The organism is Bacillus pretiosus, assembly GCF_051294775.1.
Classification (GTDB): Bacteria; Bacillota; Bacilli; order Bacillales; family Bacillaceae_G; genus Bacillus_A; species Bacillus_A wiedmannii.
This window is the reverse complement of the sequence record NZ_JBPPHF010000001.1, coordinates 292,349-316,199: the sequence shown is the minus strand read 5'-3', so window position 1 is coordinate 316,199 and position 23,851 is coordinate 292,349. Positions and strand designations below refer to the sequence as shown.

Genomic DNA, 23,851 nt, shown 5'->3' with positions numbered 1-23,851 from the left:
TATTGTAACTTCATCAGGAATTTCGGCGGAATAAACAGTAGGACTCAGCGGATCACTTCTTACATTGATAAACATATGTTGCGATAGAATCAACCGAAAATGAAAACGGCAAGCGGGTGCACTCCACTTGCCGTTTTTTCATAGCTTAGTATGTATTTGAATTTCTTTTGCTTTCTCTTTTTCACCCTTCACTCGTACAATTAAATCATATGATCCGGATTTTGGCGCTTCAAAAGAAAGCAGACCTTCTTTTTGAGAAGTAACTTCTTCTTCATAAATAACCTTATCATCTTTTGTAACTTGCAATAAAATTGTACCTTCCTCAACGGCTGCTTCATAAGGAATTTCCACATTTCCTTTTTCAGCTTTAACCGTTTGCACATCGTAATACCCTTGCAACGAACCAATTTTTAAAGTCGTTTCGCCATTTTTTTGAACCTTTGTGACTTGTGTTGCTGTATTGCATGCACTTAACAATACAACAAGAGTGAGAACCATAAATAAACGTAGTAATTTCATAAAAATTCTCCTTTTTTATGTACATGAATTAATATTCTAACTCTAAATTTTGTACCATCTTATTTCCCACCTCTTAAAATAGCTTTTTTTACAATAAAATACATAATAGAGAATAGTAAACAAGCTCCCATTGTACCAAAAACTACAATTGAAATTTTACCTGCTAATGTTTCATTTGGATCTAATGCATTAGGTAAGATTGTACCAAAAATTGCAATACAGGCTAATACAACCATAAAATATTTAAATCTTTTTACTTTCTTATTCATACTAATTATCCCCTTTATTCCTTAAACCAAATCCCCATAAACCTACACCAGGACCTAATAGTACATGGAATTTGACTCTACTTTTTCTAGCTTCAAAGAATCTCCCGAGATTCCCAAATTAATATCGCCCAAGTATTATACATACCAATTCATTCATTTAGAAAAAGCCCCGCTCAAATCACACACTTAAGACCCTCTTTTTTTACAATACTCAAATAATTCTACACAAATATCTCTATCAATTCATCTTAATACCTTAATTACCTTTTAAGTATATCAATGACAAAATATATAATCTATTATTTTTTATATAATTAAAAACAAACATAATTACAACAAGAGATTGTTTGTATGCTTCTTTGTACTGTATTCCCTTATTCCATGTACTCTTAAAAAAACCTTACTTTTTAAAAAGTAAGGTTTTTTGTATTTATTCATTAGCAATATAAGCATTCTTATAAGTATAAATACCACCGAATTGATGCTTCTCAATTCCTTTTACATAATCTTTTTGTACGTAAGCTGAACCCATTTGATAAAGCGGTGCGACCGCAGCATCCTCTAATAGAATACGCTCGGCCTCTTGCAATGCTTCCCATCTTTTCTTCTGATCTAGTACTAGATCGCTTTTCGCTTTCTTTATTAATTCATCGTATTGACGGTTAGAATAATTCATTTTGTTATTCTGATTATCCGTCGTAAAGAGTTCTAAATAACTAATTGGGTCTTTATAATCCGGTCCCCAATTTGCCATAGATATATCGTAATCTCCTGTTTGTTCTAACTGTAATTTTTGCTTAAATGGCTGTTGTTTAATTTGGATTGCGAGTCCCTGCAAATGCTTTTCTAAGTCACCTTTTATATATTCTGCCATACGTTTTGCATTATCTTGTTCAAATGTTAAAAACTCGAGATTTACTTGTTCTACTCCAAGCTCTTTTTTCGCTTCTTCCCAAATCTTTTTCGCATTTTGCAAATCATATGGAGAAAGATCGCCATTTTCTTTTCTAAAATCTTTACCAGTCTCTTCATTTACATGACCAACTGGTACAAGTACACTTGCAGGTTTTGCTCCGTTATTAATAAAATGAGCAACGAAATCCTCTTTATTTAACGCGAATGAAATAGCTTGACGCACTTTCTTATTTGCTAACGCACTATTTTTTTCATTAAAACGTAGCATAGCAATTGCAGGTTCGCTCGACATATGCAATTCCTTACTTCCTTTATACTTGTCTACAAATTGAGAATTAATAGGCACTCGATCCAAATTACCAGCTTCGTATAAATTAACAGCGGTCATTGTATCCTTTACAATTTGAAAGTTTATCTCGTCTAATTTCACTTTCTTTTCATCCCAATATGTAGCATTCTTCTTTAATTGAAACTCTTGTTCATGCTTCCATTTCTCTAATACAAATGGGCCGTTATATATGAGATTACTAGGTTCCAATGCATAATTCTTTCCTTGTTCTTTCAAAAATGACTCATGCTGTGGCAAGTAAATCGGCAGTGCTAACAACTGTAAAAAATACGGAATTGGCTGTTCGAGTTCCACTTCTAACTTATAATCATTTATAACTTTAACCCCAAGTTCATCAAGAGGCATTGTTCCCTTATTTATCTCTTTCGCATTTTTCACATGAAAGAGCATGTACGCATATTGAGACGCTGTTTCAGGTTTAATTGCACGTTTCCACGCAAACATAAAATCATTTGCTGTCACACTGTCTCCATTTGACCATTTTGCATCTTTACGCAAATCAAATGTATATTTTTTACCATCTTCACTTCTTTTAAACGATTTTGCTACTGCTGGAATAGGCTGATCTTGATCATCTAATACATACAAACCTTCAAATATGTTTTGCATAACATGTGCTGATGTACCATCCATCGTTTTCGCAGTATCAAGAGAAGGGATTTCTTCCGATACCGTTACATGTAATACTTGTTTTTTTGCCTCTGTGTCACTTTTATTCGCTTTATTATTACAAGCTGTTAATAATAAAGATGTAACAAGTGCCATTACCATTAAATGGCTCTTTTTTCGCTTCATGAGTTGTTCTCCTTAAGTATAATATATTATAAAGCGTAATATATTATAGCAGAAATACTAACAGAAAGATGCGACATTCTTTTGAATATTTATTCGTCCAAGAAAAAAGCTATCCTTTTAAAAAAGGATAGCTTTTTCAACTACATATAATTACCTACCTTTGCAAACCTCGTTTATAACGACTCGCTTCAAATATAATACGCTCTTCATCTAACGTTTTACATTCGCCATTCCAAACGACACGTTTTCCGTTAATAATTACATCGCTTATATCTTTTCCACTAGCAGCATATACAAGGTGCGATAACACTTCATCTGCTGGTTGTAAATGCGGCTTATTAGATGGATCAATTGTGATAAAATCGGCACACTTTCCGACCTCAAGTGATCCTGTTTGTTTCATGCCGATTACTTCAGCAGCTCCTTTAGTCGCAAGTGTAAGAGCTGTTTCAACTGGTAGTGCTGTTGCATCTTGATGAATGCCTTTTTGTAATAATGTTGCTATACGCATTTCTTCAAACATATCTAAATTGTTGTTAGATGCCACACTATCTGTTGCAATTCCTACTTTCATTCCTGCTTCTAACATTGCTTTTACATTCGCTATACCAGATCCTAGTTTTAAATTACTATTCGGGTTATGAGCTACTCGAACATCATGTTCTGCTAAAAATGCACGTTCATTTTCATTTAATACTACACCGTGTGCAATAACTGTTGGGCGTTTAAACAACCCGCAACTTGCTGCATATTCTACTGGACGTTTTCCGTACTGTGCTTCAATATCACGTACTTCACGCTCTGTTTCCGAAAGATGAATATGAACCATCGTTTGATTTTCTACTGCAATTCGTGCGCATTCTTCTAACAGTTCTGTGGAACATGTATATGGACTATGCGGTGCAACCATTGTAGTTAACATACCACTTTCATTATAGTAACGCTTCACATATTTTTCAGCTTCTTCAATTGCTTTCTTTTCATCGTCTTTCGTTCCGAAGCTAAATAAAGTTCTTGAAACTGCAGCTCGAATCCCACTCTTTGATACCGTTTCCATAATTGCATCTTGATCTACTCCAATTGGATTAAACATATCAGAGAATGATGTTGTACCACTTTTCACCATTTCAAGTAATCCTAATTCCGTGCTAGCGACCGCAAGCTCTGGCGTAAACTGACTTTCAAGTGGCCAAATTCTCGTCTCAAGCCATGGCTGTAATAACATATCATCGCCAATACCTCTTAAGAGACTCATTACAACATGTGTATGTGTATTTACAAGCCCTGGTAAAACCCACTTTCCTTTCATATCAATTACTTCATCTACTTCAAAATCATTAGCGAATTCTCCGCTCTTTACATCTATAATTTGATCATTTTCTACAATGATATATCCATTTTCTATCACTTCATTTTGTTCATTCATCGTTACGATTGTAGCGTTTACATAAGTTGTTTTCAAAAGTATTTCCCCTTTCAACTCTATGAAGTTCCCTTTAATAAGTTACCACCATTATAGTAACTTATTAAAGATTAAGAGTCAAAAGATAATTTGAATTCTTTCATTATCTTTTCCTTCAAAATGCTATATTGTTTTTCATTTGTATCTGCAAATGCTTCTTCTCGATTTGATTCCACATCCAAATAATTCAATCTTCCATTGAACTGAGTCTCTGTAAAATCAAACCTCTGTCCAACTATACAGTTATAAAAATGCCACATCTCCCCTACTTTTGTCTTTTTGATTTTTCCTCCGTATATATCTTGAACGACTAAAGCCGTTACACCACACTGTCCCTTTGCCGGATTCTCAATAGTCCACTTTGAACTTGTTTCAATCGACCATGATTTTACTAGTGCTTCATATATCCTTTTTATCTTTACATCATCCATTCTAATCTTCTCCTACTATTAATTGTTTTACACATCATGTTGCAAAAGAGGCAGTAAACGATCCTCAAAAACCGTTGATGGTGTCTCTCCTATTAACTTTGCTCCCATCTTCAAGTAAAACCCTTTTGCATTCGGATCACTATCAATTGTAAAACTTTTTATTCCTAGCTCATTTGCTTTTTCTAATACATACTCCCAAAGTATTTTCCCGTACCCTTTTCCTTTGTAACGAGGATGAATGTACAAGAAATCAAGAGCGTTATCATTACGTAAAAATGAGAAAAAACCAATCTTCGTATTATCGTTTTCTAAAACATATACAAAATTATTTTTTATGTACTCATCAGTAATTGTTAAATCTTCCTTACAAGCAAGTATGAATGCTTCGCTATAGTTCCACGTTGCTTTTGAATGTAGTGCAAGTTCACTTAATTCATTTGCTTCACTTAATAACGCATTTCTTATCTTCATGATTCTTTCTCCTCACCTTTGATATATAAACTATTAAAATGATTCGAAAAGTAATTAAAAAAACCTCTTATTTCCGTAAATAAGAGATTACTTTTATAATTCCTCATAATAGGTAACAATTTTTTAAAAGAAAAAAACGCCATTCCTGAAAATTGGCGTTCTTTTTCTTTTAACCTTTATGGCATATTATATTAAGAATCATTTTTGCACTTCTAAACAGTTTCTACTACCGCTTCAAGCATTGTTCCATTTTTAGCATAGTTTGTATGCCAAGAAAAAGCTTTTTCTAAAATATGAGGAGTTTGTCCACCTCTTGTTTTTGCTTCCTCGTAATAAGCTCGTAGCTGTTCACGATACATTGGATGTACGCAATTCTCAATAATTAGTTCCACTCTTTCTCTTGGCGCAAGCCCTCTTAAGTCAGCATACCCCTGTTCAGTGACGATAACATCTACATCATGTTCAGTATGGTCTACATGAGAAACGAAAGGAACGATGCTTGATATGTTGCCACCTTTTGCAATCGATTTAGTAACAAAAATAGCTAGGCGTGCATTTCTCGCAAAATCACCCGAACCACCAATACCATTCATCATTTTTGTACCTAAAACATGAGTAGAATTAACATTTCCGTATATATCTAATTCTAAAGCAGTATTAATCGAGATTAATCCAAGGCGACGAATGATTTCAGGATGATTAGAAATCTCTTGCGGGCGCATCATTAATTTGTCACGATATTTTTCAAAGTTAGAAAATACTTGTTGCATTTTCTCTTCAGAAAGCGTGATGGAGCAGCAGGAAGCAAAATTGACTTTCCCAGCATCCATTAGATCAAAGACCGCATCTTGTAAAACTTCAGAATATACTTCTAAATCTTCAAACTCCGAATCTAGCATGCCGTGCAATACTGCATTAGCAACTGAACCAATTCCCGATTGTAACGGTGCTAAACGATTTGTTAATCGGCCTACTTTAACCTCTTCTCGAAGGAACTCTATTAAATGCTGTGCCATAATAACAGTTTCTTCATCTGGAGGAACAATTGTCGATGGCGAATCCAGTTGATTCGTAAACACAATTCCCTTCACTTTTTCAGCATCAATTGGGATACCGATTGTTCCAATTCGATCATCCGTTTTTACGAGCGGAATAGGGAGTCTTTCCCCTTGTTTACCTGGTTCATATAAATCATGCAGCCCCTCTAATTGCGTAGATTGAGCCATATTCATTTCAATAATAATGGACTTAGCATTTAAGGAGAATGCTAAGGAATTTCCAATTGAAGTGGTTGGAATAATCATTCCATCTTCAGTAATCGCAACCGCTTCCAAGATAGCGAAATCTATATCCATAACGTCAGCACGAAGTAACTCTGCTGTATGAGATAAGTGCTGATCCACAAATAAAAAGTCCCCGTTATTAATTCCTTTTCGCATAGTTGCATCTGCTTGGAAAGGCAATCTTTTCCCTAAAATTCCTACCTCAGCAAATAATTTATCTACATCCGAACCTAAGGAAGCCCCTGTATAAACATTTACTTTAAAAGATTTATCATTCTTAACTCGGTTTACAAGTGCAAATGGGACTGCTTTTACATCACCAGCACGTGTAAATCCACTTAATCCTAAAGTCATTCCACTTTCAATCCATGAAGCTGCTTCTTCAGGTGTAACTACTCGATCTTTTAATCGTTGATCTCTAATTCTATCTAAATTATTCTCCATATGTAATCCCTCTCCCAATGAATATTCATAATTATTTTACACATTAACACCATCAAAATAGGGATTTTCTTACACAATGCCGAAAATTCAGACAAAACAGCGAATCTAGGTTCTAAAGCAGAAAATTTTAGAATCCTAGAAGCTTACGAAAATAACTGGCGTATGATTGACTTACTGGTACCCTCTCTCCGTTATCCATAGAAAGTAAAAAAGTAGAATGGGTATCAGGATAAATTGCTTTAATATGATTAACATTTACAATAAAGGAACGGTGGCATCTAATAAACGAATCTTTCGGAAGCAAGTATTCGAATTCTTGTAGAGAGTATTTATGTGTTCCTGTTAACTCTTCTGAATTCACATATGTCTTTTTATCTTTAGCCTCTAAATACATGACCTTTGCAAAAGGAACTGGAACCCATCCGTCTGTTGTTTTTAAAGTAACGACTGACTTACCATCCGTTAAAGCGGGATAAATTGCCGTCACGCAACCTTCAATCTTTCCATTATTTGAAAATGGTACGGCCATTCCATGATAAGGAATACCGAAAACATCTCGGTTAATAAACTCAGAGGCTTTTTGCTTCGTTACCATTGCTTTATGTGCAATCGTTCCTTCCTTAATAGGATTCCCGGCGCTAATCTTTAAATCAATTCGTTTACTTGACCGATAGTAAATATATTCTTTCGTATTCGAAACGGCGATTGATATTTCATCTGAAAATAATTCCCCAACAACATCTAGTAGTATACCTAATGTTTTATCTTCCATATTATTAACACCTCATTCACTATTATACTACTATTATGATTTGTAAAACCGTTCAACAATTTGAACGGTTTTACAAACAATTTAGTTCACCTTAGCCCCATAACATCTTGCTACTGCAACTGCCTGCGCTATATCTAATTTCACATTTTTTAAATCAAAACTTGTAAAATCAATTCTATCAACTATCGCCCCTTTTAAATTTGCACCGCTAAGTTTCGCCTTACCTAGTTGTACACCTGTTAAATCGGCTTCACGTAAATCTGCTTTTTCTAAATTACATTCATATAGGTCAGCTTCAATTAAACGTATACCCTTTAACATTTGTTTACTTAAGTTCGCGAACCTTAAATTCGTATATGACCAATCGCCCGATATGATAGTTATTCCGTCTAAATTCGCTTCTTCAAAATCAGAGCCAGTCATTTTACATTCTTCAAACTTCGATACGAATAAATTCACACCAACAAACTTACAATTTGCAAATGTAGTTCCTTGATGGATAGAAGCGTTAAATAGAGCACCGGTAAAATCACATTCTATGAAATTACAATTTTCAGTAGAAACTTCCGTTGCATCCACCCCTCTAAAACAGCATTTTATGAACGTACAATTTTTCAATTCCTCTTCTTTAATCAAAACATCTTGAAAATCTATTTCTATATACTCTTTATTTACAAATTCACTCATAACTATTCCTCCATTTCCTCAAAGAAACCTCACTTGAAAAAAGTGAGGTTTCTTCTCATACAATATGCCCATCTAACCAAGAAATCAAATCTTGAAATACTTCATCTCTAGTTACTTCGTGGAACATTTCATGTCTTCCATTTTCATATAAGCGCAGCGTTACATCTTTCACGCCACATTTTTTATAATTTTCATATACTTCTTTTACACCTTTCCCCATATCCCCAACAGGATCACGATCTCCTGAAAAAATATGTATTGGAAGATTTTTCGGTGTTTTCTTAAACTCTTCTAGTTTATTTACTTCTAATACCCCAGAAAATAATTCACGATAAAAGCTTGTTGTACAAATAAATCCACATAAAGGATCCGCAATATATTTATCAACTTGATTATTATCTGAAGATAACCAATCAAATTTCGTACGATTTGGCTTAAAGTGTGAGTTGAAATTTCCGAAAGATAAAAAGTTTAGCATCGGACTTTTCGTTTTTGCCCCGCGTAGTTTCATCTCGATTGTCGCTACTTTATGACCAATGACTCCTAAGAATCCCGGGTTCCCACCAGTTCCTGAAATAAGGAATCCATCATATAATCCACCTTTAAGTTGTACAGCACGTCTTGATAAAAAAGAACCCATACTATGTCCAAGTAAAAACAACGGGCATGTCTGCTCTTTTCTTATCGTTTCTGATACAAAGATAACATCAGAAACAGCCTCACTCCAACCTACATTTGGTTCAAAATGACCATAATCTTCTTCTCTTTTCACTGTTTTCCCATGACCTTTATGATCATGCGCATAAACACCATACCCCGCTTCTAATAAGGCAGCAATAAAGTCTGTATAAACACCTGCATGTTCTGTCATACCATGTGCAATTTGAATAATCCCTCGCGGATCTCTTTCTGGTAGCCACTTACGTAAATAAATTTCCGATCCATCCAATGCCGTAACGAAACTTTCCTGTACGTTCATTTCGTCAGCCCCCAACTCTATTATGTATATCAAAAAATGAATATCCATTCATTATTCTTATTATGTATTATATGCAATTGCCTTCATTATGACAAATGACCCACTTTTCCAATTAGCTCTTAAACTAATATATTGACGAACAGAAAATAAAATTATATAGTTACTTACATAAAGTAATTATTATATTTTGGGGAGGTTTCTATTATGATGCCATCATTATTTTTAGCACACGGATCACCGATGCTTGCTATTCAAGATACAGACTATACAAGGTTTTTAAAAACTCTTGGCGAAACATACAAACCGAAAGCAATTGTTATTTTCACCGCTCACTGGGAAAGCGAAGTATTAACGATTTCTTCATCAGATAACGAATATGAAACAATTTATGATTTTGGAGGTTTTCCTCCTGAGTTATACGAAATCAAATATCGTGCGAAAGGCTCTTCTAACATTGCATCTATGTTAGAAACAAAATTTAAAAACAAAGGTATTCCAGTCCATCATAATATGACGAGAGGTTTAGATCATGGCTCATGGACTCTTCTGCATCGCATGTATCCAGAAGCAAATATTCCTGTTGTCCAAATATCAGTCAATCCATTCCTTGCTGCAAAAGAGCAATTTAAGATTGGCGAAGCACTAAAAGGACTTGGACAAGAAGATATTTTAGTAATCGGGAGCGGTGTTACCGTTCATAACTTACGAGCTTTAAAATGGAATCAAACTACACCCGAACAATGGGCAATTGAATTTGATGATTGGATTATTAAACATATGCAGACTACTGATAAAGATGCATTATTTAATTGGGAGAACAATGCCCCTCATGCACAATTAGCAGTACCAAGAGCAGAGCATTTTGTTCCTTTATTTATCGCTATGGGAAGTGGTGAAAATAACGGTGAAGTCATTCACCGCAGTTACGAGCTTGGTACATTAAGTTATCTTTGTCTTCAATTTTAAAAAAAAGGATGAAGCAATCGTCGCTTCATCCTTTTCTTTTTCATTCACTTAGTTAACTAACTTCCAAATGTCGTTTCTCTGATACCTCTTCGTTCTTATTGTGAAAATAAACCCAAATGCACGCAATAAATAATAGTGATGAAGTAGAAAAGAAAACATATTGGAAGCCCGCATGTGCTGCAATTTGTCCACCAAGTACTGGTCCAATCATATTTCCTAAAAACTGAAACGATTGATTATACCCAAATATTCTTCCCGTTACATGGGTTGGTGTATGTTGTTTTAGTAGAGTTTGTACGGAAGGTAATAGTCCTGCTTGTGCAATACCTAATAAAAAGCGAAGAATTAATAGTTGCCAAGCCGAGGTTACAAATGCTTGCGGAATAAAAATAATTCCTGCCGCAAACAACGCCACAACTAACGTTTTTTGAGGTCCAATACGATCTGATAATCTCCCTAACTTAGGAGCTGCCATAATAATAGCTAAACCTGTCGCAGACATGACTGCGCCTGCAATCATTTCAATATGAGCCGTTCCTGGGCCTTCTAAATTCTTTACATACAATGTAATAATAGGTTGAATTGACATGTTCGCAAGTTGAATAATAAATGTTGTTACAAATAAACTAATAATTAAATGCTTTGCTGGAACCATCGTCCATACTTTTTTCGGTTGTGCTTTTTTTGCTTGAGCGGAGTGATTCTCTTCATGTAGGAAGAAAAAAACGATGAGAAAAGAAAGGAATAAAAAAGCTCCTGTAACAAGAAAAACATGGCGCATTCCAATTAACTCAGACAAGTATCCTCCAAGTAACGGGCCAAGTAAAGAACCGCTCACGCCCCCAGTTGAAATTGTGGAAATTGCCCAACCTGAATGCTCTTTCGGAGTTTCTGCTGCAATAAATGTCATCGCCGTTGAAAGGAAACCAGATACTGCTCCCATCAAAAACCTTAGTGCGACTAGTTGATACACATCCGTTACAAACCCCATAAGCGTCATAATAATCGCCATACCAAGGCTCGCACGAATCAGCATCAATTTCCGTCCATGTATATCACCAAGCTTTCCCCATATTGGTGATACGATCGCACCCATTAAAAATGTTATACCAAATGCAAGTCCTGACCACTGTGCAATACTAGAAGTGCCAGTCACCCCTAATTCCTCAATATAAAAAGATAAAAAAGGAATTACTAAACTCATACCGGCTGCAGTGGTAAAACAACCTAGCCAACAAATCATTAAATTTCGTTTCCAGTTGGCCATTTTCACACCTTCTTTCTTTAGATACCCATTCTACACCCTTTCTTGTAAAAAGTTTAGTAATTTGCTTTATTTGTAAGATTTACTACAAAACCCGCTATTTTCTAGTAAAAATCACTACATCTCTACATTATTTTCATAAAAAAACCAACTCCCACATATGGAGTTGGTTACTTATTCTCTAACGGTATTAAACGCGCATCACAATTTCGCTCATAAAACTCAATCGGACCTGCTTGTCCAATAATTGCGTATTCATATCCTTCTTGCTTCATACTATGTAAACAACGATGTAACAATTCCTTACCTACACCTTTCACGCGATTTTGTTTCGCTGTGCCCATTGGACCAAACAATCCCTTCTTTCCTCTCACTACATCATAACAAGCGAAACCCACTATCACTTCTTCTTGTTCTGCTATATAAATAGGTAAATTTTCTTTATATGTACGAAATCCATACTCTATTGAATGTAACCAACGTTCACCAAATTCCTCATTAACAAAACTTGCTAATTTTTCAAAATCAGAAGGGCTAGCCTTTCTAACAGTACAAATTAAATGATTATAAGTAGGAACAAAATATTTTAGATCGACCGCTAAATCTCTTGGCTCAGCTATAATACGTAATATATCTTTTTGTATTTGTGCATTTCCAATAAACGTATCCGTGCGGAATAGCGCATATATAACATGCCCTTCATTTATTATTACTTGCTGGAAACGTTCCATACGTTTCTTCGCTATTTGTAAAATTTCTAGCACCTTATAAGATACCTTATATTGTCCTATTTTTTTATACTCTGGATACGGTGAATCGTATTGTTTTCGTATTGAAAATTTTTCTAAAAAATCCGTACCCAAGTTACGAAACAAATACATATACAACTCGCTACAAACTCCAGTGCCTTCTTTACTCATTCCGATAAACAGATGAATTGATTGAATAATATTATTTTCCGCCTCTTCTGCTGCAATCTTCAATATGTTATGCACACGTTTTGTATATTGAAATTCCTCCATATATATATCCATCCCCTACTACTTTACTATTAAACCGTAACCGTAAATAAGTAAAACAATTATTCCAACTACCAATATACCTGGCAGTAAATTTGCCACTTTAATTTTAATAATACCAAGTAAGTTCAATCCAATAGCGGCTATCATAATACCACCTGTAGCTGTCATTTCCACTATAAATTGATTCATTAATTCTTTCGGGACCAAACTATTAATTTGTGTTGCAAAAACCGCAATCCCTCCTTCATATAAAATAACTGGAATCGCCGAAAATACTACGCCAATTCCTAAAGTTGTCGTTAATATAATAGAAATAAACCCATCGATAATCGCCTTTGTAAATAAAATATCATGATTTCCGCGAATCCCACTGTCGAGTGCACCAAGTATGCCCATCGCACCAATTGCAAAAATTAAAGTAGCTGTTACAAACCCTTCTGATATGCTCCCTTTCCCTTTCGATCCAACTTTATTTTCTAGCCAATCTCCTAACAGCTTTAACTTTTCCTCTAGTTGTAGCCATTCCCCGATGACGGTACCAATAACTAAACTTAAAATGACAACAAGAAAATTTTCACTTTTCAATGCCATTTGAAGTCCAAGCACAGTAACTGCTAAACCGATTGCATGCATAATTGTTCCTTTCATACTTTCTGGAATTCTACTAAATAATTTTCCTAGTAAAGTACCAAATATAATACAAATCCCATTTACAACTGCTCCTAATATAACCATCTCTCGTTCTTCACCCTTCGAATTCTTTATTTCTATATTTTGGTTTATACATTGATTTACAGGTTATCTATATGTTAACTTAATATTGAGAATATTAACAAATGTTTTCACTACATAAACTGCATTTGTAGTTATACATAAAGTGAAACTTTAACTAGCGCGAGTTTTATTGCCCACAAATTGCGGTATAAACTCAAAAGGGAAGGTATTTATGAAAACTTTACTAAAACGATTTCTGTTAATAGCCTTTTGCATTACACCAATTGTTTTATTAGTTAACTACTCTTTTATTTCAAAAGCGAAAGACAAACCCGATTTGCAAAACAAATCTAGTAAAACAGCTTCAACAAGTGAAAAGAAAATAGAAGACAAGGAAATCACACTCACCTTCTCTGGTGATACAATGTTCGATTGGCAATTACGTCCTGTAATCGAAAAAAACGGGGCTGATTATCCATTCCAACATGTAAAAGAAGAAATAACAAAAGCTGATATTTCTTTCGTTAATTTAGAGTCAGCATTTACAACGAGAGAAAAGAAAGCTCCTGGACAACTGTTTTGGATTAAAAGTGATCCATCTACACTAAAAGCTATTAAAAACACGGGATATGACATCGTAAATATTGGGAATAACCATACACTTGATTATGGGCAAGATGGATTATTAGACACGATTTCTCACGTTGAAAAATTAAAGTTCCCTTACATTGGAGCCGGAAAGAATGCAAAGGATGCATATACTGCACGAGAAATGACTGTAAAAGGGAAAAAGTTCAAATTTCTTTCCTTCGTTCGATTTATGCCTGATACGAATTGGGTAGCTGGTGACAATAAACCTGGCGTTGCGAACGGATATGATTTAAATCTTGTAACAAAAACAATTAAAGAGCAAAAGAAAGATGCAGACTATTTAATCATCTATATGCATTGGGGCGTTGAAAAATCAAATCGTCCGGTAGAATACCAAAAACAATATGTACCTAAAATGGTTGAAGCAGGAGCTGACGCGATTGTCGGGAGTCACCCGCATTGGTTACAAGGATTTGAGTATTATAATAACGTTCCTATCGCTTATTCATTAGGTAACTTTTTATTCCCAAGTTATGTAAGCGGGAAAAGCGCCGAAACTGGCGTATTAACTTTAACTTTTAAAGGAAAGGATGTCCAAATGTCATTCAATCCTTACATCATTCGCAACAACCAAGTTTCCCCTGTAAATGAGGAAGAAAAGAAAAAAGCTCTACAGTATTTACAAACGATTTCAACTGATGTAGAAATTGATGATACAGGGAACATAAAAAACAAACGAAACTAGACAGCGCAAGATTTATTTCTCTGTAACATACTTTACAGAATAGGTGATGAACATGCTGAAAGACTTATTAGAAAATGTAAGTTTGTTAGAGAATATTTATAAAATATCTATAGCCGTTCTACTTTTATGTTCATTTTTTTCTGTTAAACTTCTAAAAAGAATAAAACGTGAACGAAAACTTACTACCTTTGAATTTACTATGTATGTAATCATTCGCATTGCGATACTCTTTTGGTTAACTAGCTTTATCCTACTTGAATATGGAAAGTATATAGTGTAATTATAAAAAGATAGATACAAGCAGCATTTCCGCTGTTTGCATCTATCTTTTTTATTTGGATGCTAACTCTTTCCTTCTATTAAATAAGCAAATCAAACAAAATAGGATTTTTATTAAGCTCCATAAATTGAATATTATTTTCTTTAAAACGAGTAATTAATTGCTCATAATCTTCTTTATGTTTCAACTCTACTCCGACTAGTGCTGGGCCATTTTCTTTATTATGTTTCTTAATGTATTCAAAACGAGTAATATCATCTTCCGGCCCTAATCCCTTATCAAGAAACTCTCTTAGCGCACCTGAACGCTGCGGGAATTCAATGATAAAATAATGCTTTAACCCTTCGTAAATGAGCGAACGTTCTTTCATTTCTTGCATTCTATCAATATCATTATTTCCACCACTTAGCGTACATACAACTGTTTTACCTTTTATTTCATCTCTATATAAATCAAGCGCTGCAATAGATAGTGCACCAGCCGGTTCAGCTACAATTGCATTTTTCTTATACAGTTCTAAAATCGTCGTACAAACCTTTCCTTCTGGTACTAAAACAATATCATCAATTACATCTTTACAAGTTTCAAATGTTAACTTTCCTACCTTTTTGACAGCTGCCCCATCAACAAAACTATCTATTTTCTCTAACGCGACATTTTCGTTTTGAAGAAAAGCCTCTTTCATAGATGCAGCTCCCATTGGCTCTACGCCAATGACCTTTGTAGCAGGACTAACACCTTTTACATATGTACCAACACCTGATGCTAACCCACCGCCTCCAATTGCTGTAAAGATATAATCCACTGGTTTCTCCATATCATGCATAATTTCAACTGCCACTGTTCCTTGACCAGCAACTACATGCGGATCATCAAACGGATGAACAAACGTCATTCTATTTTCTTCACAATAGCGCTGTGCTTCTTGGAAAGAGCTATCAAATGTATCACCAACTAATACAATTTCTGCAAAATCACTACCGAAAAATTGTACTTGCGATACTTTTTGTTTAGGTGTCGTTGTTGGCATGAAGATTTTCGACGGAATCTTCAATAAATTACACGTATAAGCAACTCCTTGCGCATGATTACCAGCACTTGCACAAACAACACCGTTTTGTAATTGTTCTTTTGATAAACTTTGAATTAAATTGTACGCACCACGAATTTTGAAAGAGCGAATCAATTGTAAGTCTTCTCGTTTTACATAAACGTCACAATCATATTTCTCAGATAGAACTGTATCACGTTGTAACGGTGTTTTAATAACGATATCTTTCATGCAATTATGTGCCATTAAGATATCTTCAATTTTCACTCTCTCCTTTACCTTTTGCACCATTTCATATCATCCTTATCTCTTTTAAATTGGCTCAATCAAAATCCGGGATTTTTAGAACTGCACCTGTATTCGCCGATGTTACCATCTGCGCATAACGTCCAAGCCAGCCAGTTTTCACTTTCGGTTCTGGTCGTTTCCATTCTTTTTTACGCTTATCTAATTCTTCATCACTAACTCTTACTTCTAACAATCTTTCCTCAACATCAATACAAACGATATCCCCTTGCTTGAGAAGTGCAATCGTTCCCCCCGCAGCTGCTTCTGGCGAAATATGCCCTACCGAAATACCACGTGAAGCTCCAGAAAAACGTCCATCCGTTAATAGCGCAACATCTGCACCTAATCCCATACCAGCAATCGCTGACGTTGGTGCTAACATTTCCGGCATACCAGGACCGCCTCTTGGTCCTTCATAGCGAATAACAACTACATCGCCTTTCTTAACCTTTCCAAGCATAATGCCCGCAAGTGCCTCATCTTGTGAATTAAAAATAACGCAAGGTCCTTCAAATCGTTTTACTTCTGTTGCCCCACTTTTAATAACCGCCCCATCTTTCGCAAGGTTTCCTTTTAATATACGTAATCCCCCTTCTTCACTATGAGGGTTTTCGAGAGAATGAATAACTTCCCTATCTTTAATCTCTGCATGAGCAATGTTTTCTCTTAATGTTTGCCCAGTAGCAGTAATACGGTCTAAATGAAGCACCCCTTCTTTTCGGCTCATCTCTTTCAAAATTGCACTAATTCCGCCTGCTCGATCAATATCCTCCATATGCCAATTGGAGGCAGGACTTACTTTACATAAATGTGGTACACGTCTTGAAACGGCATCAATGCGGTTCATATCGTAATCTAAACCCGCTTCTTGTGCAAGCGCCAATGTGTGCAACACTGTATTTGTTGAACCGCCCATCGCCATATCAAGCGCGAACGCATCATCAATTGCTTCTTCCGTTACAATGTCTCTCGGTTTAATATCTCTTTCAATTAAAATCTTTAATTTCTCTGCTGCTTGTTTAATTAATTCTTCACGTCTTGGATCAATAGCTAAAATACTTCCGTTACCAGGAAGAGCTAAACCTAATACTTCACATAAACAGTTCATAGAGTTCGCTGTAAACATACCAGAACAAGAACCACAAGATGGACAGCCATGATCTTCAATATCCTTTAATTCTTCTTCTGAAATTTTCCCAGATTGATAAGCTCCTACTCCTTCGAAAACAGAACTTAAATCGACAACCTCCCCTTTAGAAGTCTTCCCAGCGGCCATCGGTCCACCTGAAACAAAAACAGTTGGAATGTTAATACGAAGTGCAGCCATCATCATACCGGGGGTAATTTTGTCACAGTTTGGAATACAAATCATGCCATCAAACCAATGTGCATTTACAACCGTTTCTACTGAATCTGCAATGATTTCACGACTCGGAAGCGAATAACGCATACCGATATGCCCCATCGCAATACCGTCATCTACTCCAATTGTATTAAATTCAAATGGAACCATACCTGCTGCACGCACTGCTTCTTTAACAAGTTTTCCAAACTCATTTAAGTGCTTATGACCTGGAATAATTTCAATAAAAGAATTACAGATAGCTATAAACGGTTTATCAAAATCTTCATCTTTCAAACCAGTTGCTTTTAATAAACTACGGTGCGGTGCTTTATCAAAACCTTTTTTAATCATGTCACTTCTCATCTTGTCAAATCCCCTCTTACGTATTTTTCACTTACAATCTCTTTCTCTATTTCTTTACTAATTCTTTCGGTGCATGAATCCAGCTCATCATTTCACGAAGCTCTGCCCCCACTTTTTCTAACTGATGATTTTTCTCTGCTTTTTTCATGGCATTATACGTTGGACGCCCAGCTTGATTTTCTAAAATCCATTTCTTCGCGAATTCACCTTGCTGAATTTCTGTAAGAACACGTTTCATTTCTTTCTTCGTTTCATCTGTAACAATTCTCGATCCTGTTACATAATCTCCAAACTCAGCCGTATCTGAAATAGAATGGCGCATGTTCGTTAAACCACCTTCGTACATTAAATCAACAATTAACTTTAATTCATGCAAACATTCAAAGTATGCAATTTCAGGACGATATCCGCCTTCTGTTAACGTTTCAAAACCAGCTTTCACAAGTGCAGTTACCCCGCCGCAAAGTACCGCTTGCTCCCCAAACAAATCTGTTTCTGTTTCTTCTTGGAATGTCGTTTCAATTACACCTGCACGTGTACAACCTACACCTTTTGCATACGCAAGCGCTACACTTAATGCCGTGCCTGTTGCATCTTGATGTACAGCGACTAATGCCGGAACACCATTTCCTTCTTGAAATACACGGCGAACGAGATGACCTGGACTTTTTGGCGCGACCATTGCTACATCTACGTAACTTGGCGGATTAATTTGTCCGAAGTGAATATTAAATCCATGTGAGAAAAGTAACATTTGTCCTTCACGGAGATTCTCTTCTACTTCTGCTCTATACACATGTGCTTGCTGTTCATCCGGTAATAGCATTTGTACAACTTGCGCGGTTCGAACCGCTTGTGAAACAGACATTACTTCAAACCCATCTGCTTTTGCTACTTCAAAAGACTTACCAGGTCGAACACCGACTACAACTTCCACACCAGAATCACGTAAATTTTGCGCCTGCGCATGACCTTGAGATCCATAACCAATTACCGCAACTGTTTTCCCTTGTAATAACTCTAATTTTGCATCTTTCTCATAATACGTTTTCATATTCCATACACTCCTTATAATTTATCCCGCTTTAATGTGCAGTAAGACCCCCATCTCAAAATTCAGCGAATGCAAAGAAGTTAGGTGGGGATCAACTGCCCATAAAAGTCCGATTGGTGAAGGCTAATAATCAGTGGGGGATGAAGAAAACCCCCACTGATTAAAGTTTCACTTTATTTACTTGCAGTACATCAATTAATTTTTTCAACTGACCGACAAGTAATGTCGCTTCATTTTCAGTACAAACTGCTGTGAGTTTCATTTCAGAAACGCCACTAGTATCTCTTTGGTTTAAATGTAAAGAAGAAATATAATAACCACGCCGAGCAAAAATCCCACTTATACGTAATAAGACGCTTGGCTCGTTATGAATAACGAGTGAAAAAGTATGACTCATTCTTCCCACCTCTTCATAATCATTTCGTTATTCCCTTTGTTTGGCGGAACCATCGGAAATACGTTTTCACCTTCTTCTACACAAAAATCAACTACGACAGGACCATCATGAGCAAATGCTTCTAACATCACTTGTTTCGCCTCTGTTGAATTTGTCGCCCTTAATCCCTTCACTCCATAAGCTTCTGCCACTTTCACAAAATCTGGTGATCCGATTTTTGACTCTGATAAACGATTTTCATAAAACATCTCTTGCCATTGCCTTACCATCCCTAAAAATTTATTATTTATAATAAATACTTTTACAGGAATATTATTTTCAGCAATTGTTTGTAATTCTTGAATGTTCATTTGAAAAGAAGCATCGCCCGCAATACAAATGACGAGTTCTTCTTCTTTCGCAAGCTGAGCACCAACTGCCGCTGGGAAACCAAATCCCATCGTTCCTAGTCCGCCAGATGTTAGAAACGTCCGTGGGTTTTTCGCTTTATAAAAATGAGCAGCCCACATTTGATGCTGTCCTACTTCTGTCGTAACAATCGCTTCACCATTCGTTAATTCACTTACTAGACTAATAACATGCTGTGGTTTTAACTCACAATCTTTTTGATTGTAGGAAAGAGGATATTCCGCTTTCCATTCCTCTATTTTCGTAAGCCATTCATTTGTTTGTGTACGAATTGGCATATGTAACAACATATGTAACGCTTTTTTCACATCTCCAACAATCGGATATTCCACAGTTACATTTTTATGGAACTCCGAAGGATCTATATCAATATGTACCTTTTTTGAATGCGGAGAAAAGAGTTCTAATTTTCCTGTTACACGATCATCAAAGCGAACACCTAACGCAAGTAATAAATCACATTCTGTTACTGCCATATTTGCAGCGTACGTTCCATGCATGCCGAGCATTCTTAAAAATAACGAATCTCCCGGCGGATATGCACCAAGTCCCATTAAAGTGGAAACGACAGGAATACGATTTTCCCTCGCAAACTGAATAAGTTCATCAGAACCACCCGAATGAATGATCCCTCCTCCAATATAAAGAAGGGGACGTTTTGCTTCGGAAATTGCTTTAGCTACCTCTCTAAGCTTCCTACCGTCTGGCATAGGCTCTAATTTGTACCCTGGAATCTCAATTACTTCATTATAAAAACTTGTTACATTTTCATTTTGAACATCTTTTGGAATATCAATTAATACTGGTCCTGGTCGCCCGCTTTCGGCGATGTAAAAAGCTTCTTGTACAATGCGTGATAAATGATTCACATCACGAACTTGGTAATTATGCTTCGTAACAGGTACTGTAATCCCGACAACATCTGCTTCTTGAAATCCATCTTTTCCGATGAGAGGTTTTGCAACTTGCCCTGTAATGACAACTAAAGGAATCGAATCCATATAAGCATCTGCTAAACCCGTAACTAAATTTGTCGCCCCTGGGCCAGAGGTAGCAAAGACTACCCCGACCTTTCCAGAAGCTCTCGCATATCCTTCTGCCGCATGAATGGCAGCTTGTTCATGACGAGTTAAAACGTGCTTCAAACCACTTCCATATAACGCGTCGTACACTGGCAAAATCGCTCCGCCTGGATAACCGAAAACAGTCGTTACACCTATTTTTTTCAAGCATTGAATAACATGTCCGGCACCTGTCACATCTTCACACTGTAATTTCTCACGTGTTGTATGTTGTTCCATTTTAATTAACTCCTCTCCCTTACCTACAGTAAGCTCTCCGCCAGTCCTGGAACACGTACTCCTCTTTCTCTCGTTAACTTTTTAAATTCCTCTGTCAATTGTTTCGTTACACTTCCTGGTTTTCCATCTCCAATCTCTCTTGAATCAACTTTTACAACTGGAATTAATTCTGCTGCCGTTCCTGTTAAAAACACTTCATCTGCTACATATACGTCATGGCGAGTAAATGGCCTTTCCTCACATGGAATATTAAGTCGTTCACATAGCTCGATAACACTATTTCTCGTAATACCTTCTAGCGCCCCTAGGTAAGAAGGAGGTGTTAACACTTTTCCATCTTTCACAACGAAAACATTGTCTCCAGATCCTTCACAAACATATCCTTGTTGATTTAACATAAGGGCCTCTAACACTCCTGCTTGTGCCGCTTCAATTTTCACAAGTACGTTATTTAAATAGTTCATTGACTTAATACGTGGATCTAATGCATCTGGCGTATTACGTCTCGATGCAACAGATACAACGCTTAGTCCATTATCGTAAAATTCCTGTGGGAATAAATTTAATTGTTCTGCAATGATAATAACGCTCGGTTTCACACAACTTCTAGGGTCGAGCCCTAAGTCACCTTTTCCTCTTGAAACAATTAATCGAATGTAGGCATCAGCATATTCATTTTTTTGCAATGTTTGTAAAACTGCTTCTTCCATTTCGTTAACTGTCAGTGGGATTGTAAGTAGAATAGATTTTGCCGATTCGTATAATCGTTTTACATGTTCTTTTAAACAAAATACATTTCCACCGTAACTACGAATCCCTTCAAATACACCATCTCCGTATAAAAAACCGTGATCATATACTGAAACAACTGCCTTTTCTTTTTCTACAAATTCCCCATTCATATAAATATACTGGTTTCCCATCTCACATCGCTCCTCTTTTTTCTCTCTATTTTTGCAATCTATTTCTATATCGATTGCTGAGATGAGTTATTTTAACAGAATATTCAGTATATAAACCTTAAAAATATACTCGTCTCAACAATCGATTACATACATACTTGTAGCAATCCATTGCTGAGACGAGGGAATCGTGGTACCACTCAGCTTCCTTACACTTCTCACGAAATATAAGCTCTGCAAGTCCAATTAGACTTTTGTTTTTCTATCGGAAACAACTCCGCTACTTTTTACTAGTTTTCAAAAGTAGTACTCCGAGGTGATTTTCAATGATGAAATTGTTACCACCCTCACAGCTTCTGGGCAGCTCTCTGAAACAATTTTCTTCATTTACTCTCCTCTTCTACGCATTATCGTATTCTATTTTTAAAATAAAAACTCTCGCCTCAGCAATCAACTACTACAATTTAGTAGCTTTGATTGCTGAGGCGAGAGTTTCGCGGTACCACTCAGCTTCCTTATACTTCTCGCGAAATATAAGCTTTGTAGGTCCAATTAGACCCCCGTCCTTTTACCGGAGACGATGCCGTCGCCCTCTACTCAGTTTCCCTTTCGCAAGCGATGCTCCGAGGTGATTTTCAATGATTCGATTGTTACTACTCTCACAGCCTAGGAGCAGCTCTCTGAAACGATCATAACCATCTACTTTCCTCTTCTTTGCATATGCAACATATAAAGTTGAAAGATTCTTAATTAACTTTTATTTGTTAAACGTATTATAGGACGTTGTTCTTTTCATTGTCAACATGTTTTTCCGAAAAAAAATAAAATTCAATCAATTCAAGAGAAGTCTATTTATTTTTTCTCAAAACAAAATCGGAATGAACTTCTTACACATACTCATATATTACTTAAGTATGTTCGCATTACTACATAAAGAAAAACAACTTAATAACATAAAAATTTTTTTGAGGAGATGAGAAAACTATGTTAAAAGGAAAAGTGGCATTAGTTACAGGAGCAAGCCGAGGAATTGGACGTGCTATTGCAAAACGTTTAGCGAACGACGGTGCATTAGTTGCTATTCATTACGGAAATCGAAAAGAAGATGCTGAAGAAACTGTTTATGAAATTCAATCAAATGGCGGAACAGCTTTTTCTATCGGTGCAAACCTTGAATCTTTACATGGTGTAGAAACCCTTTATAGTTCTTTAGATAGCGAATTACAAAAAAGAACTGGTAGTACTAAATTTGATATTTTAATAAACAACGCTGGAATTGGTCCTGGTGCTTTTATTGAAGAAACGACTGAACAATTTTTTGATAGAATGGTTTCTGTTAATGCAAAAGCACCATTCTTTATCATCCAACAAGCTCTATCTCGTTTACGTGACAATAGCCGAATTATTAATATTTCATCCGCTGCCACTCGTATTTCTTTACCTGATTTCGTTGCATATAGTATGACGAAAGGCGCTATTAATACGATGACTTTCACGCTAGCAAAACAGCTCGGAGCACAAGGAATAACAGTGAATGCAATACTTCCTGGATTTATTAAAACCGATATGAATGCAGAACTCTTGAGCGATCCAATGATGAAACAGTATGCCACTACCATTTCCGCTTTTAATCGCTTAGGTGAAGTAGAAGATATTGCCGATACCGCGGCATTTCTCGCTTCTCCAGACAGCCGCTGGGTTACTGGACAATTAATTGATGTGAGCGGAGGATCTTGTTTGTAATTTCTTAATCTACTTACGCAAAAAAAGCCAGCATTTTTGCT

23 protein-coding genes and 2 other annotated features are annotated in these 23,851 nt (G+C 36.1%); of the genes, 4 read left to right on the top strand and 19 right to left on the bottom strand.

Features of this window, described 5'->3' with window-relative positions; genetic code table 11:
• Nucleotides 1–138 precede the first annotated feature (138 nt).
• From ACSG5Z_RS01605 to ACSG5Z_RS01560, 10 genes are all read right to left on the bottom strand, one after another.
• Entirely contained in the window at nucleotides 139–519 is a 381-nt protein-coding gene (locus ACSG5Z_RS01605) for a BA_1872 family lipoprotein (RefSeq protein ID WP_088092017.1), read from the bottom strand.
• 59 nt (nucleotides 520–578) lie between these two features.
• Nucleotides 579–788, bottom strand: coding sequence for a hypothetical protein (locus ACSG5Z_RS01600; RefSeq protein WP_087983012.1), 210 nt, complete (start codon nucleotides 786–788; stop codon nucleotides 579–581).
• A gap of 430 nt (nucleotides 789–1,218) precedes the next feature.
• Nucleotides 1,219–2,847 carry a peptide ABC transporter substrate-binding protein gene (locus ACSG5Z_RS01595; protein ID WP_098204167.1) on the bottom strand — a complete coding sequence of 543 codons (1,629 nt, stop codon included), beginning with the start codon at nucleotides 2,845–2,847 and terminating at the stop codon, nucleotides 1,219–1,221.
• A gap of 154 nt (nucleotides 2,848–3,001) precedes the next feature.
• The gene (locus ACSG5Z_RS01590; protein WP_137035941.1) at nucleotides 3,002–4,327 is read right to left on the bottom strand and encodes a bifunctional S-methyl-5'-thioadenosine deaminase/S-adenosylhomocysteine deaminase; all 1,326 of its coding nucleotides are present in this window, start codon (nucleotides 4,325–4,327) and stop codon (nucleotides 3,002–3,004) included.
• Between the two features lie 53 nt (nucleotides 4,328–4,380).
• Nucleotides 4,381–4,740, bottom strand: coding sequence for a YunG family protein (locus ACSG5Z_RS01585; protein WP_098145885.1), 360 nt, complete (start codon nucleotides 4,738–4,740; stop codon nucleotides 4,381–4,383).
• Between the two features lie 27 nt (nucleotides 4,741–4,767).
• On the bottom strand, nucleotides 4,768–5,211 hold the full coding sequence (locus tag ACSG5Z_RS01580) for a GNAT family N-acetyltransferase (RefSeq protein WP_088608672.1): 444 nt from the start codon (nucleotides 5,209–5,211) through the stop codon (nucleotides 4,768–4,770).
• A gap of 212 nt (nucleotides 5,212–5,423) precedes the next feature.
• Nucleotides 5,424–6,938 carry a succinyl-CoA:acetate CoA-transferase ScpC gene (gene scpC, locus ACSG5Z_RS01575; RefSeq protein ID WP_435710513.1) on the bottom strand — a complete coding sequence of 505 codons (1,515 nt, stop codon included), beginning with the start codon at nucleotides 6,936–6,938 and terminating at the stop codon, nucleotides 5,424–5,426.
• 127 nt (nucleotides 6,939–7,065) lie between these two features.
• Nucleotides 7,066–7,710: a LytTR family DNA-binding domain-containing protein gene (locus tag ACSG5Z_RS01570; RefSeq protein WP_435710511.1), complete on the bottom strand. Its 645-nt coding sequence runs from the start codon at nucleotides 7,708–7,710 to the stop codon at nucleotides 7,066–7,068.
• Between the two features lie 81 nt (nucleotides 7,711–7,791).
• A complete protein-coding gene (locus tag ACSG5Z_RS01565) occupies nucleotides 7,792–8,397 on the bottom strand; it encodes a pentapeptide repeat-containing protein (protein ID WP_087983019.1) in 606 nt (201 codons plus the stop codon).
• A 55-nt stretch (nucleotides 8,398–8,452) separates the two neighbouring features.
• Entirely contained in the window at nucleotides 8,453–9,376 is a 924-nt protein-coding gene (locus tag ACSG5Z_RS01560; protein WP_088121844.1) for an alpha/beta hydrolase, read from the bottom strand.
• A gap of 204 nt (nucleotides 9,377–9,580) precedes the next feature.
• Here ACSG5Z_RS01560 and ACSG5Z_RS01555 point away from each other — a divergent pair, with 204 nt between their 5' ends.
• On the top strand, nucleotides 9,581–10,342 hold the full coding sequence (locus ACSG5Z_RS01555; protein ID WP_048543275.1) for a DODA-type extradiol aromatic ring-opening family dioxygenase: 762 nt from the start codon (nucleotides 9,581–9,583) through the stop codon (nucleotides 10,340–10,342).
• A gap of 52 nt (nucleotides 10,343–10,394) precedes the next feature.
• On the opposite strand, the gene ACSG5Z_RS01550 is transcribed toward ACSG5Z_RS01555, so the two are convergent.
• From ACSG5Z_RS01550 to ACSG5Z_RS01540, 3 genes are all read right to left on the bottom strand, one after another.
• Complete coding sequence (locus ACSG5Z_RS01550) at nucleotides 10,395–11,609, bottom strand: multidrug efflux MFS transporter (RefSeq protein WP_060489966.1); 1,215 nt, start codon at nucleotides 11,607–11,609, stop codon at nucleotides 10,395–10,397.
• A gap of 167 nt (nucleotides 11,610–11,776) precedes the next feature.
• On the bottom strand, nucleotides 11,777–12,628 hold the full coding sequence (locus tag ACSG5Z_RS01545; protein WP_142954055.1) for a GNAT family N-acetyltransferase: 852 nt from the start codon (nucleotides 12,626–12,628) through the stop codon (nucleotides 11,777–11,779).
• 18 nt (nucleotides 12,629–12,646) lie between these two features.
• Entirely contained in the window at nucleotides 12,647–13,363 is a 717-nt protein-coding gene (locus ACSG5Z_RS01540) for a DUF554 domain-containing protein (RefSeq protein WP_435710507.1), read from the bottom strand.
• A 211-nt stretch (nucleotides 13,364–13,574) separates the two neighbouring features.
• Here ACSG5Z_RS01540 and ACSG5Z_RS01535 point away from each other — a divergent pair, with 211 nt between their 5' ends.
• Both ACSG5Z_RS01535 and ACSG5Z_RS01530 read left to right on the top strand, forming a co-directional pair.
• Entirely contained in the window at nucleotides 13,575–14,678 is a 1,104-nt protein-coding gene (locus tag ACSG5Z_RS01535) for a CapA family protein (RefSeq protein WP_048543278.1), read from the top strand.
• 52 nt (nucleotides 14,679–14,730) lie between these two features.
• On the top strand, nucleotides 14,731–14,958 hold the full coding sequence (locus tag ACSG5Z_RS01530; RefSeq protein ID WP_435710505.1) for a hypothetical protein: 228 nt from the start codon (nucleotides 14,731–14,733) through the stop codon (nucleotides 14,956–14,958).
• Nucleotides 14,959–15,037: 79 nt separating this feature from the next.
• Here ACSG5Z_RS01530 and ilvA read toward each other — a convergent pair whose 3' ends face one another.
• The 6 genes from ilvA to ilvE all read right to left on the bottom strand — a co-directional run bounded on the left by ilvA (nucleotide 15,038) and on the right by ilvE (nucleotide 22,088).
• Nucleotides 15,038–16,300 (bottom strand): threonine ammonia-lyase IlvA, encoded by a 1,263-nt coding sequence (gene ilvA, locus ACSG5Z_RS01525; RefSeq protein WP_046959078.1) that lies wholly within the window; start codon nucleotides 16,298–16,300, stop codon nucleotides 15,038–15,040.
• A 31-nt stretch (nucleotides 16,301–16,331) separates the two neighbouring features.
• Nucleotides 16,332–18,005: a dihydroxy-acid dehydratase gene (ilvD, locus tag ACSG5Z_RS01520; RefSeq protein WP_046959077.1), complete on the bottom strand. Its 1,674-nt coding sequence runs from the start codon at nucleotides 18,003–18,005 to the stop codon at nucleotides 16,332–16,334.
• 46 nt (nucleotides 18,006–18,051) lie between these two features.
• The gene (locus ACSG5Z_RS01515; RefSeq protein ID WP_435710503.1) at nucleotides 18,052–19,059 is read right to left on the bottom strand and encodes a ketol-acid reductoisomerase; all 1,008 of its coding nucleotides are present in this window, start codon (nucleotides 19,057–19,059) and stop codon (nucleotides 18,052–18,054) included.
• Nucleotides 19,060–19,219: 160 nt separating this feature from the next.
• Nucleotides 19,220–19,456 carry an ACT domain-containing protein gene (locus tag ACSG5Z_RS01510; protein WP_435710502.1) on the bottom strand — a complete coding sequence of 79 codons (237 nt, stop codon included), beginning with the start codon at nucleotides 19,454–19,456 and terminating at the stop codon, nucleotides 19,220–19,222.
• Complete coding sequence (gene ilvB, locus ACSG5Z_RS01505; RefSeq protein WP_435710500.1) at nucleotides 19,453–21,165, bottom strand: acetolactate synthase large subunit; 1,713 nt, start codon at nucleotides 21,163–21,165, stop codon at nucleotides 19,453–19,455. The genes ACSG5Z_RS01510 and ilvB overlap by 4 nt, the downstream gene beginning before the upstream one ends.
• A gap of 23 nt (nucleotides 21,166–21,188) precedes the next feature.
• Nucleotides 21,189–22,088, bottom strand: coding sequence for a branched-chain-amino-acid transaminase (gene ilvE / locus ACSG5Z_RS01500; RefSeq protein WP_435710498.1), 900 nt, complete (start codon nucleotides 22,086–22,088; stop codon nucleotides 21,189–21,191).
• A 151-nt stretch (nucleotides 22,089–22,239) separates the two neighbouring features.
• Nucleotides 22,240–22,479: a binding site (T-box leader), on the bottom strand.
• Between the two features lie 66 nt (nucleotides 22,480–22,545).
• Nucleotides 22,546–22,791: a binding site (T-box leader), on the bottom strand.
• 260 nt (nucleotides 22,792–23,051) lie between these two features.
• Between ilvE and ACSG5Z_RS01495 the strand changes: the two genes are divergently transcribed.
• Nucleotides 23,052–23,810 (top strand): SDR family oxidoreductase, encoded by a 759-nt coding sequence (locus ACSG5Z_RS01495; protein WP_435710496.1) that lies wholly within the window; start codon nucleotides 23,052–23,054, stop codon nucleotides 23,808–23,810.
• The last annotated feature ends 41 nt before the right edge of the window (nucleotides 23,811–23,851 follow it).

Bases quoted from the DNA above. Each gene is read 5' to 3' on its own strand.
- ACSG5Z_RS01605 (WP_088092017.1), bottom strand. From the start codon at position 519: ATGAAATTACTACGTTTATTTATGGTTCTCACTCTTGTTGTATTGTTA.
- ACSG5Z_RS01600 (WP_087983012.1), bottom strand. From the start codon at position 788: ATGAATAAGAAAGTAAAAAGATTTAAATATTTTATGGTTGTATTAGCC.
- ACSG5Z_RS01595 (WP_098204167.1), bottom strand. From the start codon at position 2,847: ATGAAGCGAAAAAAGAGCCATTTAATGGTAATGGCACTTGTTACATCT.
- ACSG5Z_RS01585 (WP_098145885.1), bottom strand. From the start codon at position 4,740: ATGGATGATGTAAAGATAAAAAGGATATATGAAGCACTAGTAAAATCA.
- ACSG5Z_RS01580 (WP_088608672.1), bottom strand. From the start codon at position 5,211: ATGAAGATAAGAAATGCGTTATTAAGTGAAGCAAATGAATTAAGTGAA.
- scpC (WP_435710513.1), bottom strand. From the start codon at position 6,938: ATGGAGAATAATTTAGATAGAATTAGAGATCAACGATTAAAAGATCGA.
- ACSG5Z_RS01570 (WP_435710511.1), bottom strand. From the start codon at position 7,710: ATGGAAGATAAAACATTAGGTATACTACTAGATGTTGTTGGGGAATTA.
- ACSG5Z_RS01565 (WP_087983019.1), bottom strand. From the start codon at position 8,397: ATGAGTGAATTTGTAAATAAAGAGTATATAGAAATAGATTTTCAAGAT.
- ACSG5Z_RS01560 (WP_088121844.1), bottom strand. From the start codon at position 9,376: ATGAACGTACAGGAAAGTTTCGTTACGGCATTGGATGGATCGGAAATT.
- ACSG5Z_RS01555 (WP_048543275.1), top strand. From the start codon at position 9,581: ATGATGCCATCATTATTTTTAGCACACGGATCACCGATGCTTGCTATT.
- ACSG5Z_RS01550 (WP_060489966.1), bottom strand. From the start codon at position 11,609: ATGGCCAACTGGAAACGAAATTTAATGATTTGTTGGCTAGGTTGTTTT.
- ACSG5Z_RS01545 (WP_142954055.1), bottom strand. From the start codon at position 12,628: ATGGAGGAATTTCAATATACAAAACGTGTGCATAACATATTGAAGATT.
- ACSG5Z_RS01540 (WP_435710507.1), bottom strand. From the start codon at position 13,363: ATGGTTATATTAGGAGCAGTTGTAAATGGGATTTGTATTATATTTGGT.
- ACSG5Z_RS01535 (WP_048543278.1), top strand. From the start codon at position 13,575: ATGAAAACTTTACTAAAACGATTTCTGTTAATAGCCTTTTGCATTACA.
- ACSG5Z_RS01530 (WP_435710505.1), top strand. From the start codon at position 14,731: ATGCTGAAAGACTTATTAGAAAATGTAAGTTTGTTAGAGAATATTTAT.
- ilvA (WP_046959078.1), bottom strand. From the start codon at position 16,300: ATGGTGCAAAAGGTAAAGGAGAGAGTGAAAATTGAAGATATCTTAATG.
- ilvD (WP_046959077.1), bottom strand. From the start codon at position 18,005: ATGAGAAGTGACATGATTAAAAAAGGTTTTGATAAAGCACCGCACCGT.
- ACSG5Z_RS01515 (WP_435710503.1), bottom strand. From the start codon at position 19,059: ATGAAAACGTATTATGAGAAAGATGCAAAATTAGAGTTATTACAAGGG.
- ACSG5Z_RS01510 (WP_435710502.1), bottom strand. From the start codon at position 19,456: ATGAGTCATACTTTTTCACTCGTTATTCATAACGAGCCAAGCGTCTTA.
- ilvB (WP_435710500.1), bottom strand. From the start codon at position 21,165: ATGGAACAACATACAACACGTGAGAAATTACAGTGTGAAGATGTGACA.
- ilvE (WP_435710498.1), bottom strand. From the start codon at position 22,088: ATGGGAAACCAGTATATTTATATGAATGGGGAATTTGTAGAAAAAGAA.
- ACSG5Z_RS01495 (WP_435710496.1), top strand. From the start codon at position 23,052: ATGTTAAAAGGAAAAGTGGCATTAGTTACAGGAGCAAGCCGAGGAATT.